A 13,422-nucleotide genomic window follows, 5' to 3' on the forward strand; every position below is an offset into this window, starting at 1 on the left:
CTGTAATTTATATTTTATTTTTCAACTTCAAAACAATTCTTTATTGTTCCCATCTCCTTTTGACAGTATCTTATATGTCATTTTAAAAAACGCCATCTGTTTTTTGTTGCATTGTCATTGTCATTCCTTCAGCCAAAAACTTTATTAAAGGCTCGTCTGAATTTAACTTCTCACAGGCTACAATTTGAGAAACATACTCAAACCGGTGACTTTCCTCCAGAATATGAGGAAAAACTGGTGGACAATTATTTTTCATCATTACAATTCCCATAATTATTCTACACACCCTACCGTTACCATCTGCAAAAGGATGAATTAAATTCAGAAATTTATTATGAAAATAAACTAGAGCAGTGATTAAATGGGTTTCCTGCTTAGAATTATTAATAGCCTTAAAACGATTATTAAATAACTCTAAGTAAGATGACATTATTATCTCTAAATTATAATGAGGAGCATATTCTTTATCTTCATAAAAGGGTTTCCGCGAGCCAATTGTAGGTATATTTCTATATTCCCCAACCAAATGAGGACGAAATTCAGTCTCCCTACACAATTCTGAACCCATCAAATCTTAATGAATACTTTTGATTGTATCAGCTGTTAATTCAAAATCTTCGTATTTATCAATAAGCGACTTTAAAACATCTTTATGATTAGAAATATTCAGTAGGGATGCCATTTTTTCGACACGTACCAATTCGTTATTCAGGAATTTTATAGTATCACCGTATTGGAGCTTCTCATCCTCAATTCTGGCTGAATAAAAGGTATAATCATTTACCAAACGATTTTTAAAATCGTCAGTCCAACTTTCTCTCGGAAATTTAACTTGAAAAGAAACAAGTGTGTCGTTGAATTTTTGCAAATAGTCTGGTAACATGAAGTAATGCTATTTGTATTTGTTGAATATAAAGGAAACCCACATTTTTACATCATGAGGATAAGCAAAAACTACATTATTTTCTTTTACCAACGTTTTTCCAAAAAAATACATTTGAAAATCGTTTTTAAAGACCGTAGGAATCCTCTCAACATCGACCAATTCTTTTACTGTTAATAGATTTTGTAGTACTACTATATCTTCTCTTTTCATTAACATAGCTTTATCCATAATTTAAAATTCTATACTGCAAATTTACAAAACAAACACTTCCTAGACTAAATTTCTTTACAATTACTTGCAAACCACTCTAAAACCTCTTGTGGTTTCCTGCCCAATTTCTCTCTTACCTTAGTGTCATCAAAAGGCAGATAAGAAGTGTTTTTTTGAATTTCAAGGAATTTGTTGGGGTTTTACCCTTATCAAAACGAGAACCCGTCAGTTCGAGTAGTTCCTGCGCTATCGTCAGTTCGAGTGTTTTCTGTGCAATGCGACAGCAATTGTATAGAAAATGTATCGAGAACCCGTCAGTTCGAGTGATTTTTAAAGCATTCCAAATATTCTTGTTTAAAAAAATCTTTTTGCTTTAAAAATTGTATCGAGAACTAACGCCTAAACGACTCAAAAGTCCTTATCAATCCTTCTATAGGTGCAACGGGTAATGGTTTTCCTAAAGCGTTAACGATCTTCGCATTGCTTACCACATAATTCTCGGTTAACTTTTGCAAGCGTTCTGAATTTAAGCGAATTTAAATCTCATTTTTTTTAAGATAATCCAAAACCCCTTGTGGTTTCCAGCCTGCAATCTGCCTAGCCTTAGTGTCATCAAAAGTCAAATCAGAAGTGATTTTTTTTAGTTTAGCAGAATTTATTGGCGCTTTATTACCCAATAAATCCCCGACAAGTCCAAATGCTTTAGCCACAACCAGAGGTAGATCAAACGGAATTTTTTTATTTTTCTTTTTTGAAATGGCACTACTCAATGCGTGAAAATCAGGATGAAAACCATCCATCAGATTATAAGTTCCTCCAACAAGGGCAACTTTAGGAATAAAAACAGCTACATCTTGTGCCAACACCATACTTTTTCTAGCTTTTCCTCCTCCAATATTAAAATAATACCCTTTATCGATTGCTTTTATCATTGCCCCCAAGTTTCCAGGAGGATTTTCTCCCACTAGCAATGGCAAACGCAAAATAGTACAAACGATATTGTTTTTTTTACACCATTCCATTACCAATGCTTCTGCTTCAATTTTACTCAAACCATAAGGGTCTTTCGCTTCTAGCTTATGATCTTCATTTATTCCTATTCCAAACTCCTGACCATAAACCGAAACTGAACTGATAAAAACAAATTGTTCAGGTACTCCTGAATTTTCCAAACCTTTTAACAGATTCTCAGTGCCGATAACATTTACCTTATGAAATTCAATTTTTTCTGATTCCGTTTTAGGTACAGAATGTGCTTTTCCTGCTGCATGAACAACTAAGTCAAATTTTTCTTCAAAATTTGGCACTTCATTTTCTAAAGCAACCTTGAAAACACCCGAAGACTTAGATAAACTAAAAATAGAATTCTCTTTAGACAATTCTTTTACTATGGTTTTCCCTAAAAAGCCTGTTGCACCTGTTAATAATATTTTCATATAAAACATTAAATAAATTGCGACAAACGTTTTACTATTCTTAAAGGCATCAAATAAAATGGAGCATATAAACCATTATTCTTCCATGCTCTTAATATCTCCTTGTTTTGATTTACTATGTTAGCAAAACTTTGATTGGTGGCTCCACCCAATCTCATTTTAGTAATTAATCTATTAATGTATTTAGCTTTAAAATTATGTTTTTTGAATACCCTTAGCATAAATTCATAATCTGCTGCTAGCTTATAATCTAAGTCAAAAAAACCTGCTTTTTTATACACATTACTTCTAACAAATAATGAAGGATGTGGTGGAACATTAGCATTCTCAAAAAAATTATTGTAATACGCTTTAGATTTCCAATTTCTAACTACTTTATTGGTATCCTCACTTTTTACATACACCAAATTACCATAAACTATGTCTAACGCTGTTTCATTAATAAATTCTTCCATAACAGCTGCAATGACCTCTGAATCTTGATACAAATCATCTGAATTTAAAATCCCAATCACATCACCTGTACAAGCTAAAATTCCTTTATTCATCGCATCATATAAACCATTATCCTTCTCTGATATAAAATATCCTAATTTTTCTTTGTATTGACTTATTAAGCCAACTGTATTATCGTTTGAATTACCGTCAATAATTACATATTCTATATTTTCATAACTTTGTCCAAGAACTGATTCTAAAGCATCCTTGATTGTTCTTTCATTATTGTAAACGACTGTGATAATTGATATTTTCATAAATACTCGAATTGACATTAACAATATATTATTAAATATACTTTAGTGTTCCTAATTAATATGCTTTTCCCTTTGAATCAGATTTTTTCTAAATCCACAAGCTCCTTTACTTTCTCAATGAATGTCTTTGGATTCTTTATGAATTGAGCGACTATTGAAATCTGATTATCACTTAGTGTCCACCATTCAGATTTCAGCAGATCTATGATAATGTCTTCATCAAAACGATACTTTATCACATTGGCGGGCACACCTCCAACTATAGCATAAGGTGGAACGTCCTTTGTTACCATGGCATTGCTACCAATAACTGCACCATGACCGATTGTTACTCCTGCTTTAATTGTTGCGCCATGACCTATCCATACGTCACTGCCTATTGTTGTCATGACAACATTGTCAACCTTAAACAGGGAGAAACGTTTTGTGGACCCACTATGCTTTACATCCTCAAAAACTGGAGATGTAGAAACCCAGCTCATAGGATGCTCTGGTCCACCTACATAGACATGATCTGCAACACTACAGAAAGCACCCATTTCTGTATTTACAAATTGGCAATCATATCCAATATAAGAATATTTGTCTATCTTGCAATTCAAAATATTACTTCCGCTATAGATTACAGAAGAAGAATGCACGCTAGAATTCAAAACGCTCTTGCCATGCAAGCGTTTGAAAATTTTAGAGTATAAGTAGGATAAATTCATTGAGCTAGTTAGTTTTAGAAAAATCATAAAAACGATCGTAGGCGTCCACAAAAGACCCTTTAGTGCAATTGAATATTTTTACACCTTTGTGTTGAGCATAAACTTCAATTAGGTAGTGCGACTTGAACATATTTGCAAAAGCAGTCAACATTGTGCACATATTGAACTCCTGCTTATATCGATGAACTTTCAGTCCTTTTTCATAAAAATGACGATCTCCATAACAAACAACATTTTCATCATCGACTCGAAGATCTGCGGTCCAAGAATGATCAGCTCCATATAAGTAGGCTACCTCATACTGCATGTTGATTGCAGTTGTCAATGCACAGTTAATGACAGTCTGACATTTAGGCATTCCCATTCTATATTTGTAGATTAAATGTCTGAAGCCTTTGAAACCGTCTACTGCTGTAATATTTAAATACCTTATTTCAATGTTAGGATTCCTTAATTCTGAAAAAAGTTTGCCTTTCGGTGCTGTATTTGGAACCATCAGATACATTTTCCAAGTCACATCATTATTTAATTTATAGATTAAATTATTCAACTCTTTTTCTAGAAATTCATTATATGGCTTAAAATAGTCTGGATCAATCAGAAAATAAAAAGTAGGCTTGATGGTAGTGAAACCCTCATACATGCAGAACATATTCATACAGAAAACATCACATTCTTTTAACATAACTTCGCTATCTCTAAACGCATTTACTAGCGATGGTCCATTACCCAAGATACAACATTTACTAGACTGTTTAAATTCCGACATCTCTTTTGTTTTGATCGCTGTTGAGAATGAACTCATTAAAACTATTCTACAGCAAGATGTAAAAGTTGCAGAAATGTTATCAATATACAAGCCTAGTCTATTTACAATTTTTTTCAGCCAATATTGATTCTTTATATGACTCATAATTATGACAAAATTTTATTAATAAATTTATCTATATCTCTTTTATCTAATGCTTTTGTGGCTTTTTGTATATATTCTTCATACTGCTGGCTAATGACTTCGGCTGAGAATTTTTTTGAGAACACTTTAATTGAGTCCTTATCCCATTTTCGACCAAGTGCATCAATTATTGCTTTTGCTAAAGTCTCATCTTTGTGGTCCCTTGCGAAAACCATACAATCCTCACTGTACAAGTCATTGATTGCGTCAAGATCGTTGAATGTAACAACTGGAATACCTAAATTGTATGCTTCAATAATCGGAAGGCCGAAGCCTTCATCAATACTTGGTAATACCAACAAATCCGAAGCCTCAATATTTGCATAGACATCTGGTTTTTGCAATCGGCCATTGAATAATACGCCACTAAGTTTATTATTGTTAACATAGGTATGCAGCATATCCCAATCTTCCCCATCGCCAATAATATTAAGCTGTATCTCGAATTTATCAGCAAAATACTTTTGGATGACAGGAAGTACTCTTAGTAATTGTATTTGATTTTTTCTATATGTAAGCGATCCTACGCAAACGATCGTTTTAACATCATTCTTTCCCCGACACAACGACATATTAGACAGGTAGTTATCTAGAATTGAGAAAAAGTTCAATATCACGCGTATTTTATTTATTCCATAACGAGATGTTATTCTATCTAACATCCCCGAACTAACTACTGAAACATCATACCCATTCTCGATGACCATCTGAAGATAGATGTCTTCTATTCTCCTATGCATTTTATCACTAATCATCTCGTTAAATGACACCAATCCATGAAGGGTACAAATAACTGGTACATTGAACTTTGCTGCGGCCATAAAATAAGGAACAGTATATATGTCAGCACTATGTATGTGGATTATATCCGGTCGATATGTTTTTATAACGGCTTCAACTTGACCTGCGGAGAGGAAGTAGAATATAACCTTCAATCTCTGGTTAAAGTTCATTCCAAACTTATTTCCAAACTTTAATGCTGTTACAAAATACTTCCAGCGGAAATTGCAGAAAATGGTGAAAATATTTCGTTTTAACAAGACCCATTTGCCCACATGCATTTCATCTGTCAATATAGACTGTGTCATCACGTATACCTCATGCTGATCAGCCAACATATCCACTATATCTCGAAACATGTAAGCGAATCCACTTTGGTTCTTCATTCCATGTTTGTGTCCCTGAATAAGGATGTATGGGCCTAGTTCTAATATTTTCATTTGACTATATTGTATGTGTGGTATTTAGCAAAACAGATGGAGAAATCGTAATCTTATCTGGATTTTTGATAAAATATGTCCCCCACCATCCAAATGAACTATCTGTAATTATGCCATGTTTGCAATGAGACATCAACTGCATATCTCTAAAGCTATCGATTCCTTTATTCCAATCGACAAAAAATACTTTATCCTTTTTGTAATTCAATGCAAAAATATCACTATTGTTCTTACACCATTCTACACTTTCAGTATTTGTAAAAAAAACAAATACGGGATTATTAACACGTTTCTTAATATAATTAACAGCATCTCGAAAATAACCGTATTTATAACACCAACCATTAGCAGAAAGCATATCGCCTCGTCGTGCATGGATAAAGACAGTATTATGACTATCAATAAATTCTGCAAACTCTTTATTCTTAGAATCTGTGAACTGAGGGAACTGAAAAGCCTGTTCAATTTCATCCTTAATCTTTTCAATCCCGTTAGACTTATAACGGAAAGTAAGCCATTGTCCGGTTAATATATTCTCATCTGTTGCTATAAAAATATTCTTTTGATTATCTGCTCTTTTAATATATTTTTCTGCATGGGCTTTATAAATAGCACGTTTAATTGAAACCCCTAAACGCGTAGAATTAAAAAACTCATAACGAAGTTTTTTCAGAGTGCCCCTACTTTTTCCCTTGTCAAATTCATCACTCTCAAAGTCACCCCTAATATTTTTCAAATTCAATCCAGTGGTATTCAGTGATTCCGTAATATATTTTGGAAAGTTCCAGTCCTTACTCCAGAACTTACTCTCTCTAACTTTAGCAAAAACTGTGTTCCATTCATCATTGGTCATTTTGTCCTTAATATTCGGAGCATCTATGCCAAAGATACGGTTCAATTCATATCCATTCCACTGACATATTGTTTCATTACACTCCGGAATGCTGTATACCATTAATTCAACGTAACATTCATCAGTTGGATTCATCTTTTTTAAAGCCAAATACTCACAATAACTGAGCATCTGGTTACCTAAACCTGATTCAATATGCACAACTTTCATATTATTCCACATTATTTATTTTGATTTTATGTTTTATCTTCGAATCACCTCTATTATACTGTATATATGATAGGATAAAAATGAATTGAAATAGGAAACCCGACCCAATCATGTCAGAATTAGAAAACAATTGAATGAATATACATAGTATGAACGGAAGGATATCTCGATAATTTTTAATAATTTTAAAGAATATATTTAAATATAATAGTAAGCCAATTATACCGAACCTAATAATTACGAGCCAAAAAGAAGATACAAACATACCATTATCACTTACCATTACAAAAGGGTTACTAACATTACCAGCAAGATAATAATCATAAGGATTAGCATATCTAATTCCCAAGACAAAATCTGAAAGATTCATTTCTTGAACAACGAAAAGTCCATTGATTAAACGTACATCTGACTCGATATCGGTATTGTTTATCTTTCTCATACCGACCTCAAAAAAGGAAGAGTTCACAAGAAGAGAAGCCAATCCCATACCTCCTATGATCATTAATATTTTTAGCCATAACTTAAGCTTCTGAGTAAATACATAAAACAGAAGCAGAATAAATGAGATGGTGATACCTGTGGAAGATGTTGATAAAAATAATGAAATAATAATTATGCCTGCCCATAGCAATTTATTTTCTTTCAATGCCAAAAATAAAGGAACAAGCATAAACGACACAAATGCCTGAGGCTCCATATAGAAAGAAGATGGTCTATCTCCTAATTCATCAAGTCGAGTGAAGTCAAAACCTATTAATGGTAGCTTCAGAGGTTCTACCGATCCGCCCATTCTGGTTAGAAGCACATGGTACAGCAAACCCAAGATACTTAAAATCGCCACATAATTTATTGAAACTATAAGCTTCTTCTTGTCAATAGCTGGGAATATTAGGTTAATAGAACCCAAGCATATGATGCCAGATATGGCAGCATTTATGAAATAGAACCGAACTGAGTTCATAACAAATAGCCACACTATTTCATGAGCAATATAGAAACCTAAGAAAATTAAAATTGGTTTATATATTCTGCTTTTTAAAAAATGACCACGACAGCGCTTTATTGAAATCAGTATCAAGATGAGCGGCATTACTAAATGCAAGGGGACTATTCCCCATGAATAAGCACTGAGTATTGGATAGAGTGCAAATAACATCTCAAGCCAACCGATATCCTTTAAGTGTAAATAATTTACAATTTTAAACATCTATTCAGCTTTTGGCATTTTTCCTTTGATTTTGTTCTTTATGTATGGGAATAGGTGATTCAACCCATTTATCAGAATTTTAATCAACATATAGTCACCCCTATTTCTATGCAAGAATATGCACACAGGATTGTTTTTCTTTCTCCGGATACCTTTATATGGCAAACCATCCATAAATGGGTATCCTTGCCATCCCTGAAATGTTGGATCATCAGAAGGTTTTATATTGTTTTTTTTACAAAGGACACTAAGAATCGACTGATCATAACGATGTTCGAAAAAAGTTTCATACTGAATTTTTTGGTCACATTCGGGACCAATCAACTCGTAATTCGAAGCTAAACACAGCCATTCATCCAAGAACTTTTTACTAACTGCCGATTTTCTAAAGGCAATAAATGAAGCTTGAAACTGACGGCTTTTTCTAACTTCTTCAGTGTCCATATTGTGTGCCATTAGCACCTCTCTTTTTGTAAACGATTCCTCTAAATATGGAACCTGAGCCACAAATATATCCCCAATCATATTGTTGATAAGAGGCCTCGCAGATCGATAAAAAAAAGCTGCTGCATCAAGATAAAAAAGCACATCTCCTTCAGAACATTCTTCTTTAAATGCCTTATTGATGAAATATACTTTCCACAGCCAAAGACCTGCTCCTTTCTTTATTGACAAGATATCTAAATGTAGATTCCTGAATTCATCATCCATATCCTTATCGATATCATACACCACTATCTTATCAAACTTTCCATATTTTCTTGCACAACGAGCATTCAAGTCTCTCTGCTTGAAGTATGGAGCGTTAGAAAATGTAACAAATACATTCATAATTACTTATTTATTCCAGATGCCACTAGCACTTTTATTGATTAACTTCTTTACTTGGATCTTCCCCAATATCGCTTGAAATATAAACACTGCTGAAGGTATAAGTAATACTCCTGAAAGTCCAAAGTGACGACAGGACATGACCAGTATAGGCCATGCAACTACAGCAAAAAGGCAATAAATAATAAGTTGTATTCTTATCTTTCCAAGTCCGTTCAGTATATTCATGTAGATTGCACCTATTGATTGTACTACTGCATAAATTAACATGGCTATTGAAAGCTTTGTATCTACCGAAACACTATCTCCAACCCAAAGTTTGAAAAAGAAAGGTCCTACAAACAACATAATAATTCCCAACACTATTTCCAGATACCAACACACTTCAAGCTTTTTGACTGTGCTTCTCATCCAAGTAAAATCTTCTTTATAGTACGCATCAGTGAAAGCAGACCAGAAAGGCACTATAATAATGGTCATGATCATGTGAAGAATATTATAGTACTTGAAGGCGATATTGTACTGCGTGACAGCCTCTGGCCCTATTTCTCTTGAGATAATAATATTTATCGCCTGAAACAACACAAGCATACTTATTGATATAATAAAGAATTGGACTCCTAACGAAAGAACATTCTTTATTAGTTTTGGCCTAATATAAGCTGGGGTAGGCGCATATTTTCTATATTTGGTAAAAATGAATGCATAAAGAGAGGAAAGAAGCATAACGAGACAAGTGACACCTGAATAATAAAGCGCCAAAGAAGTTAAGCTGCCATCCGATACCTTAGTTAGAACAAATACAGCAACGAGTGAACATACATCCCCTATACAATTGATAACTGATGCTACCCCTGGTTTTTGATCAGCTGTCAATAACGTACCGAATAAACGGACCACCATATTCAGACAGAAGAACGTTCCAATAATTGCGAATACTCTGTGTAACTCCACCCTATAGCCCACATCTACTTTTAATAGCGTGTCCCAAGAAATGTATTTATTTGCAATCATTACTACTATAAATATTGCAAGCACGATACAAGTTACAGCAAAATATGTCGTACTAACATACTCGCGAGCAAGCTTTACATCTCCTTTTGCTTGGGCTTTGGTAAATTGATTTCGGAAACCATTTCCTAATCCTAAATCAAAGTAGCTGATCCAAGCTACAATGGATGATAATGTCAACCAAATTCCATACTGTGTAGGATTGACATAACTGATAGTCAAAGGAACGACCAATAAGCTCGTTATTATTGAAATACCTTTTGTCCCTAGTGATAATAAAATATTCCTAACGGCTTCCTGCGATCGTCCTCCTGTCTTTAACATTTTATTAATGCGTCCAATATTAAGTTTCATAAATGACTAATTTGATTAATTTTAGGACTAACGTGACCATTGGATCTCTCTTTTCAATATCACACCCAGATTACCATAAAGACTATTCGGTTCTTTGCAGCACTTCGAGATCAACGAGTCAGCCGCGAGTACGCTATCGTGTGGTAATTGAGTCCCCTTCAATATTGTGGAACGACAGCCAATCCAAACATTATCTTCGATTTGTATTGGTTGGTCCATATTAAGTTTGACGCCATCAAAACTATTAATACTATGAAAATCAGTATCCATCATAAGAACGTCCCACGACATAAGTACATGCTTTCCGATTTCTATCAAATGATTACAAACTATTGTGCTACCCCCAGTGCAAAGAAAATCATCGTCAACAGACAATACAGCCCCAAGTAAAACACTTATTTTGCACGCTTTACCAAATGAAACTTTTCCTTTAATTCTTATTGTACCTTCAACTTCTAAAATTGCTCTTTCATAAGAATGATCTTGCATTCCCATGTATTTGTACCCTATTTTAAGAAGACCGGTTTTGATAGGGCATTCAAAAATAATTTCTCCTTTCATCTTATTGATAGCCGTACGTTTCCCAATCAATATTGGTAACTTAATTGCATCCCGCAAGGGGAAATAATGCATATTTATTCTAATTGTCTTTAACCAATCAGTTGATATTAGAAATTTTAAAATTTTATTCATAACTCTAAATTTGAGCAATAACTCTAATCCTTTTTAGTAATAGATTAAATATGTAAGCTGTAATATAAACGATCACGTATGCTATCGGTAACCAACACAGGTAAATAATCCATTCAGGAAATTCAACAAACCTATGAGCAACTATCTTCACAACAGATGCCATCTCGTATACGACAAAAAAATGAGTAAGAAAAATAGGATAACTCAAGTCTCCAAACTTCATCAAAAACTTTGGGTACGTTCTATTAGACTTTCTGCTCAATGCATCTATTAAAAGGAAATAGATTGACATACTAAACAGTGTCGGTTCTATCACAAAAGCAAACTGCAAATCTGAATTGAAGATATAGATGCTTAGGATCATAAGGATAATTCCTGCCAATAATGAGTTTTTACACTTTCTTTCTTCTTTGTTTGCTTGATATAATGACATTCCTATTATGAAATACGGTAACTGGTTAATAAAACTATAGTATGTAAAACTATTGTTCCCACAATACCATTTTTCGCCAATCATAGAAATACCGACTATTATCATCATGCATATCGATGATAAAACTATCATGATTAAAGGGGGAGTATATTTCTTGAATAACAACCTAATCAAAGGAAATAATAGATAAAGTACTATTAGAGTACCAATATACCATCCACCCCTAATTGTCTGATTGTTAGCTGATGATGAAAACACCCCTTGCAGTAAGCATATATTTGCTAAATAATCTAAGCCCTTTATACTGGTTCCCAACAAATTGGAACCAAAAAAATGAAGGCTACCGAAAGCTAATAAAGCATAGATAGCAATTGTCAGCCAATAACCAATTGCTATAGACCAGAATCTCTTTTTGTAGAATTCCTTTAAGCCATATTGATGTCTATCGCAAGATAACATCAAGCTGAATCCAGAAATGACAAAAAAAATCTGACATCCCATTTGCCCAAATCTAGTTATAAATGACAATGAATTAGGTATATCGAAGCGGATATAAGAATGCACCATTATTACCATCATTATAGCTATCCCCTTATAAGCTGTGATAACATCTAATCTATCTTTCATACTATCCTCTTAGAATCACCAAGCTTTTGAATTCATCCATCAGACTTTCCTGTTTGTGTAAAATAACATAGTTTTCTTCTCGTATTGATGCTTTCTCAATACAATTAAAGAAGTATAAGATAGACTTAAGAAAGGCATCATCAGATGGAAGTTCGCGTGTTTCAATATCTTGATTCTTCTTGATGGTATACGTTGGAACGAATGCTGCAGGTGCAGTAAGAATGCGACCGCTTGTGATACTTCCTTGGCTACCCCAAATCTCTATGTCGCACTTATAGTCGTTATCCATTCCAAATGCCAGCTGAGCAACTTGTCCTGTTGCATTAACAACTGTAGCACTACCGTACATCTCCACCTCGAACTCGGGTAGGTAGTTTACATTGGCAGCTGATATGCGAGATGAATCACCTAGCAGATAGGTAGCATACTTTATGGTGTAACCTCCTGCGTCAAGAAGAGCCCCTCCTCCAAGTTTTTTATTGTAGCGAAAGTCGTTGGCAGTTCTACGTGGAAAGCCAAACGAGATGCGGTAGTGACGAACATCTCCTATTTCAGCTGAAGCTATCACATCTTGTAACGCCAGAAGTTGATCATGGAAGAAGAACATATAGTTTTCATGTAATGCAAGATGTTTCTTTGATGCAATTGAAATCAGTTCGTCAGTATCAGCCAATGAGCAAGTTAATGGTTTCTCCATAAATACATGTTTTCCATTCTCTAATGCCAACTTTGCCCATTTAAAATGTAATGCAGGTGGAAGAGGAATATAGATAGCATCAATTTCATCTGACTTGATTATTGACTCATATGAATTGAAAACCTTGCAATCAAAGATTGATGCCTTTTCAAATTCTTTAGCCTGCTGTTGCTCAGTTTGCTCATTAGATACATTAGACAAATCCCCGAACCACTCTTTTGGACTTGCAATGGCAATTCCAGCAAAAATAAACTTATCCGAAGCCTTCTTTAATGCAGGCAAAAACCTTCTTAATGCAATTTCAGAAGGGCATATAATTCCAATTCTAATCATA

General features: G+C 34.0%; 15 protein-coding genes. All 15 read right to left on the minus strand.

Going from position 1 to position 13,422, the window contains the following annotated elements; all coding sequences use genetic code 11:
- Positions 1 to 82: 82 nt before the first annotated feature.
- A complete protein-coding gene (locus tag AC8GF4_RS13955) occupies positions 83 to 568 on the minus strand; it encodes a Fic family protein (RefSeq protein ID WP_506595730.1) in 486 nt (161 codons plus the stop codon).
- A gap of 6 nt (positions 569 to 574) precedes the next feature.
- On the minus strand, positions 575 to 883 hold the full coding sequence (locus tag AC8GF4_RS13960) for a hypothetical protein (RefSeq protein WP_506595529.1): 309 nt from the start codon (positions 881 to 883) through the stop codon (positions 575 to 577).
- Positions 884 to 892: 9 nt separating this feature from the next.
- A complete protein-coding gene (locus AC8GF4_RS13965; RefSeq protein ID WP_506595530.1) occupies positions 893 to 1,096 on the minus strand; it encodes a hypothetical protein in 204 nt (67 codons plus the stop codon).
- A gap of 536 nt (positions 1,097 to 1,632) precedes the next feature.
- Positions 1,633 to 2,532 carry an NAD-dependent epimerase/dehydratase family protein gene (locus tag AC8GF4_RS13970; RefSeq protein WP_506595532.1) on the minus strand — a complete coding sequence of 300 codons (900 nt, stop codon included), beginning with the start codon at positions 2,530 to 2,532 and terminating at the stop codon, positions 1,633 to 1,635.
- 8 nt (positions 2,533 to 2,540) lie between these two features.
- Positions 2,541 to 3,287 carry a glycosyltransferase family 2 protein gene (locus tag AC8GF4_RS13975; protein WP_506595534.1) on the minus strand — a complete coding sequence of 249 codons (747 nt, stop codon included), beginning with the start codon at positions 3,285 to 3,287 and terminating at the stop codon, positions 2,541 to 2,543.
- A gap of 77 nt (positions 3,288 to 3,364) precedes the next feature.
- Entirely contained in the window at positions 3,365 to 3,997 is a 633-nt protein-coding gene (locus AC8GF4_RS13980) for a CatB-related O-acetyltransferase (RefSeq protein WP_506595535.1), read from the minus strand.
- Positions 3,998 to 4,001: 4 nt separating this feature from the next.
- Positions 4,002 to 4,802, minus strand: coding sequence for a hypothetical protein (locus AC8GF4_RS13985; protein WP_506595537.1), 801 nt, complete (start codon positions 4,800 to 4,802; stop codon positions 4,002 to 4,004).
- A 110-nt stretch (positions 4,803 to 4,912) separates the two neighbouring features.
- On the minus strand, positions 4,913 to 6,169 hold the full coding sequence (locus AC8GF4_RS13990) for a glycosyltransferase family 4 protein (protein WP_506595538.1): 1,257 nt from the start codon (positions 6,167 to 6,169) through the stop codon (positions 4,913 to 4,915).
- A 4-nt stretch (positions 6,170 to 6,173) separates the two neighbouring features.
- On the minus strand, positions 6,174 to 7,244 hold the full coding sequence (locus tag AC8GF4_RS13995; RefSeq protein WP_506595540.1) for an alpha-1,2-fucosyltransferase: 1,071 nt from the start codon (positions 7,242 to 7,244) through the stop codon (positions 6,174 to 6,176).
- Positions 7,234 to 8,442: a hypothetical protein gene (locus AC8GF4_RS14000; protein WP_506595542.1), complete on the minus strand. Its 1,209-nt coding sequence runs from the start codon at positions 8,440 to 8,442 to the stop codon at positions 7,234 to 7,236. Before AC8GF4_RS14000 ends, AC8GF4_RS13995 begins: the two co-directional genes overlap by 11 nt.
- A complete protein-coding gene (locus AC8GF4_RS14005; protein WP_506595543.1) occupies positions 8,443 to 9,273 on the minus strand; it encodes a hypothetical protein in 831 nt (276 codons plus the stop codon).
- A gap of 6 nt (positions 9,274 to 9,279) precedes the next feature.
- Entirely contained in the window at positions 9,280 to 10,638 is a 1,359-nt protein-coding gene (locus tag AC8GF4_RS14010; protein ID WP_506595545.1) for a lipopolysaccharide biosynthesis protein, read from the minus strand.
- Positions 10,639 to 10,665: 27 nt separating this feature from the next.
- A complete protein-coding gene (locus AC8GF4_RS14015) occupies positions 10,666 to 11,331 on the minus strand; it encodes an acyltransferase (protein WP_506595546.1) in 666 nt (221 codons plus the stop codon).
- Between the two features lie 4 nt (positions 11,332 to 11,335).
- Positions 11,336 to 12,391, minus strand: coding sequence for an acyltransferase family protein (locus tag AC8GF4_RS14020; RefSeq protein ID WP_506595548.1), 1,056 nt, complete (start codon positions 12,389 to 12,391; stop codon positions 11,336 to 11,338).
- A 1-nt stretch (position 12,392) separates the two neighbouring features.
- Positions 12,393 to 13,421, minus strand: a complete 1,029-nt coding sequence (locus AC8GF4_RS14025; RefSeq protein WP_506595549.1) for a Gfo/Idh/MocA family protein — start codon at positions 13,419 to 13,421, stop codon at positions 12,393 to 12,395.
- Position 13,422 lies beyond the last annotated feature (1 nt).

The organism is Flavobacterium rarum (SeqCode), from assembly GCF_965234445.1.
Lineage (GTDB): Bacteria > Bacteroidota > Bacteroidia > Flavobacteriales > Flavobacteriaceae > Flavobacterium > Flavobacterium rarum.

Bases quoted from the DNA above. Each gene is read 5' to 3' on its own strand.
- AC8GF4_RS13955 (WP_506595730.1), bottom strand. From the start codon at position 568: ATGGGTTCAGAATTGTGTAGGGAGACTGAATTTCGTCCTCATTTGGTT.
- AC8GF4_RS13960 (WP_506595529.1), bottom strand. From the start codon at position 883: ATGTTACCAGACTATTTGCAAAAATTCAACGACACACTTGTTTCTTTT.
- AC8GF4_RS13965 (WP_506595530.1), bottom strand. From the start codon at position 1,096: ATGAAAAGAGAAGATATAGTAGTACTACAAAATCTATTAACAGTAAAA.
- AC8GF4_RS13970 (WP_506595532.1), bottom strand. From the start codon at position 2,532: ATGAAAATATTATTAACAGGTGCAACAGGCTTTTTAGGGAAAACCATA.
- AC8GF4_RS13975 (WP_506595534.1), bottom strand. From the start codon at position 3,287: ATGAAAATATCAATTATCACAGTCGTTTACAATAATGAAAGAACAATC.
- AC8GF4_RS13980 (WP_506595535.1), bottom strand. From the start codon at position 3,997: ATGAATTTATCCTACTTATACTCTAAAATTTTCAAACGCTTGCATGGC.
- AC8GF4_RS13985 (WP_506595537.1), bottom strand. From the start codon at position 4,802: ATGAGTTCATTCTCAACAGCGATCAAAACAAAAGAGATGTCGGAATTT.
- AC8GF4_RS13990 (WP_506595538.1), bottom strand. From the start codon at position 6,169: ATGAAAATATTAGAACTAGGCCCATACATCCTTATTCAGGGACACAAA.
- AC8GF4_RS13995 (WP_506595540.1), bottom strand. From the start codon at position 7,244: ATGTGGAATAATATGAAAGTTGTGCATATTGAATCAGGTTTAGGTAAC.
- AC8GF4_RS14000 (WP_506595542.1), bottom strand. From the start codon at position 8,442: ATGTTTAAAATTGTAAATTATTTACACTTAAAGGATATCGGTTGGCTT.
- AC8GF4_RS14005 (WP_506595543.1), bottom strand. From the start codon at position 9,273: ATGAATGTATTTGTTACATTTTCTAACGCTCCATACTTCAAGCAGAGA.
- AC8GF4_RS14010 (WP_506595545.1), bottom strand. From the start codon at position 10,638: ATGAAACTTAATATTGGACGCATTAATAAAATGTTAAAGACAGGAGGA.
- AC8GF4_RS14015 (WP_506595546.1), bottom strand. From the start codon at position 11,331: ATGAATAAAATTTTAAAATTTCTAATATCAACTGATTGGTTAAAGACA.
- AC8GF4_RS14020 (WP_506595548.1), bottom strand. From the start codon at position 12,391: ATGAAAGATAGATTAGATGTTATCACAGCTTATAAGGGGATAGCTATA.
- AC8GF4_RS14025 (WP_506595549.1), bottom strand. From the start codon at position 13,421: ATGATTAGAATTGGAATTATATGCCCTTCTGAAATTGCATTAAGAAGG.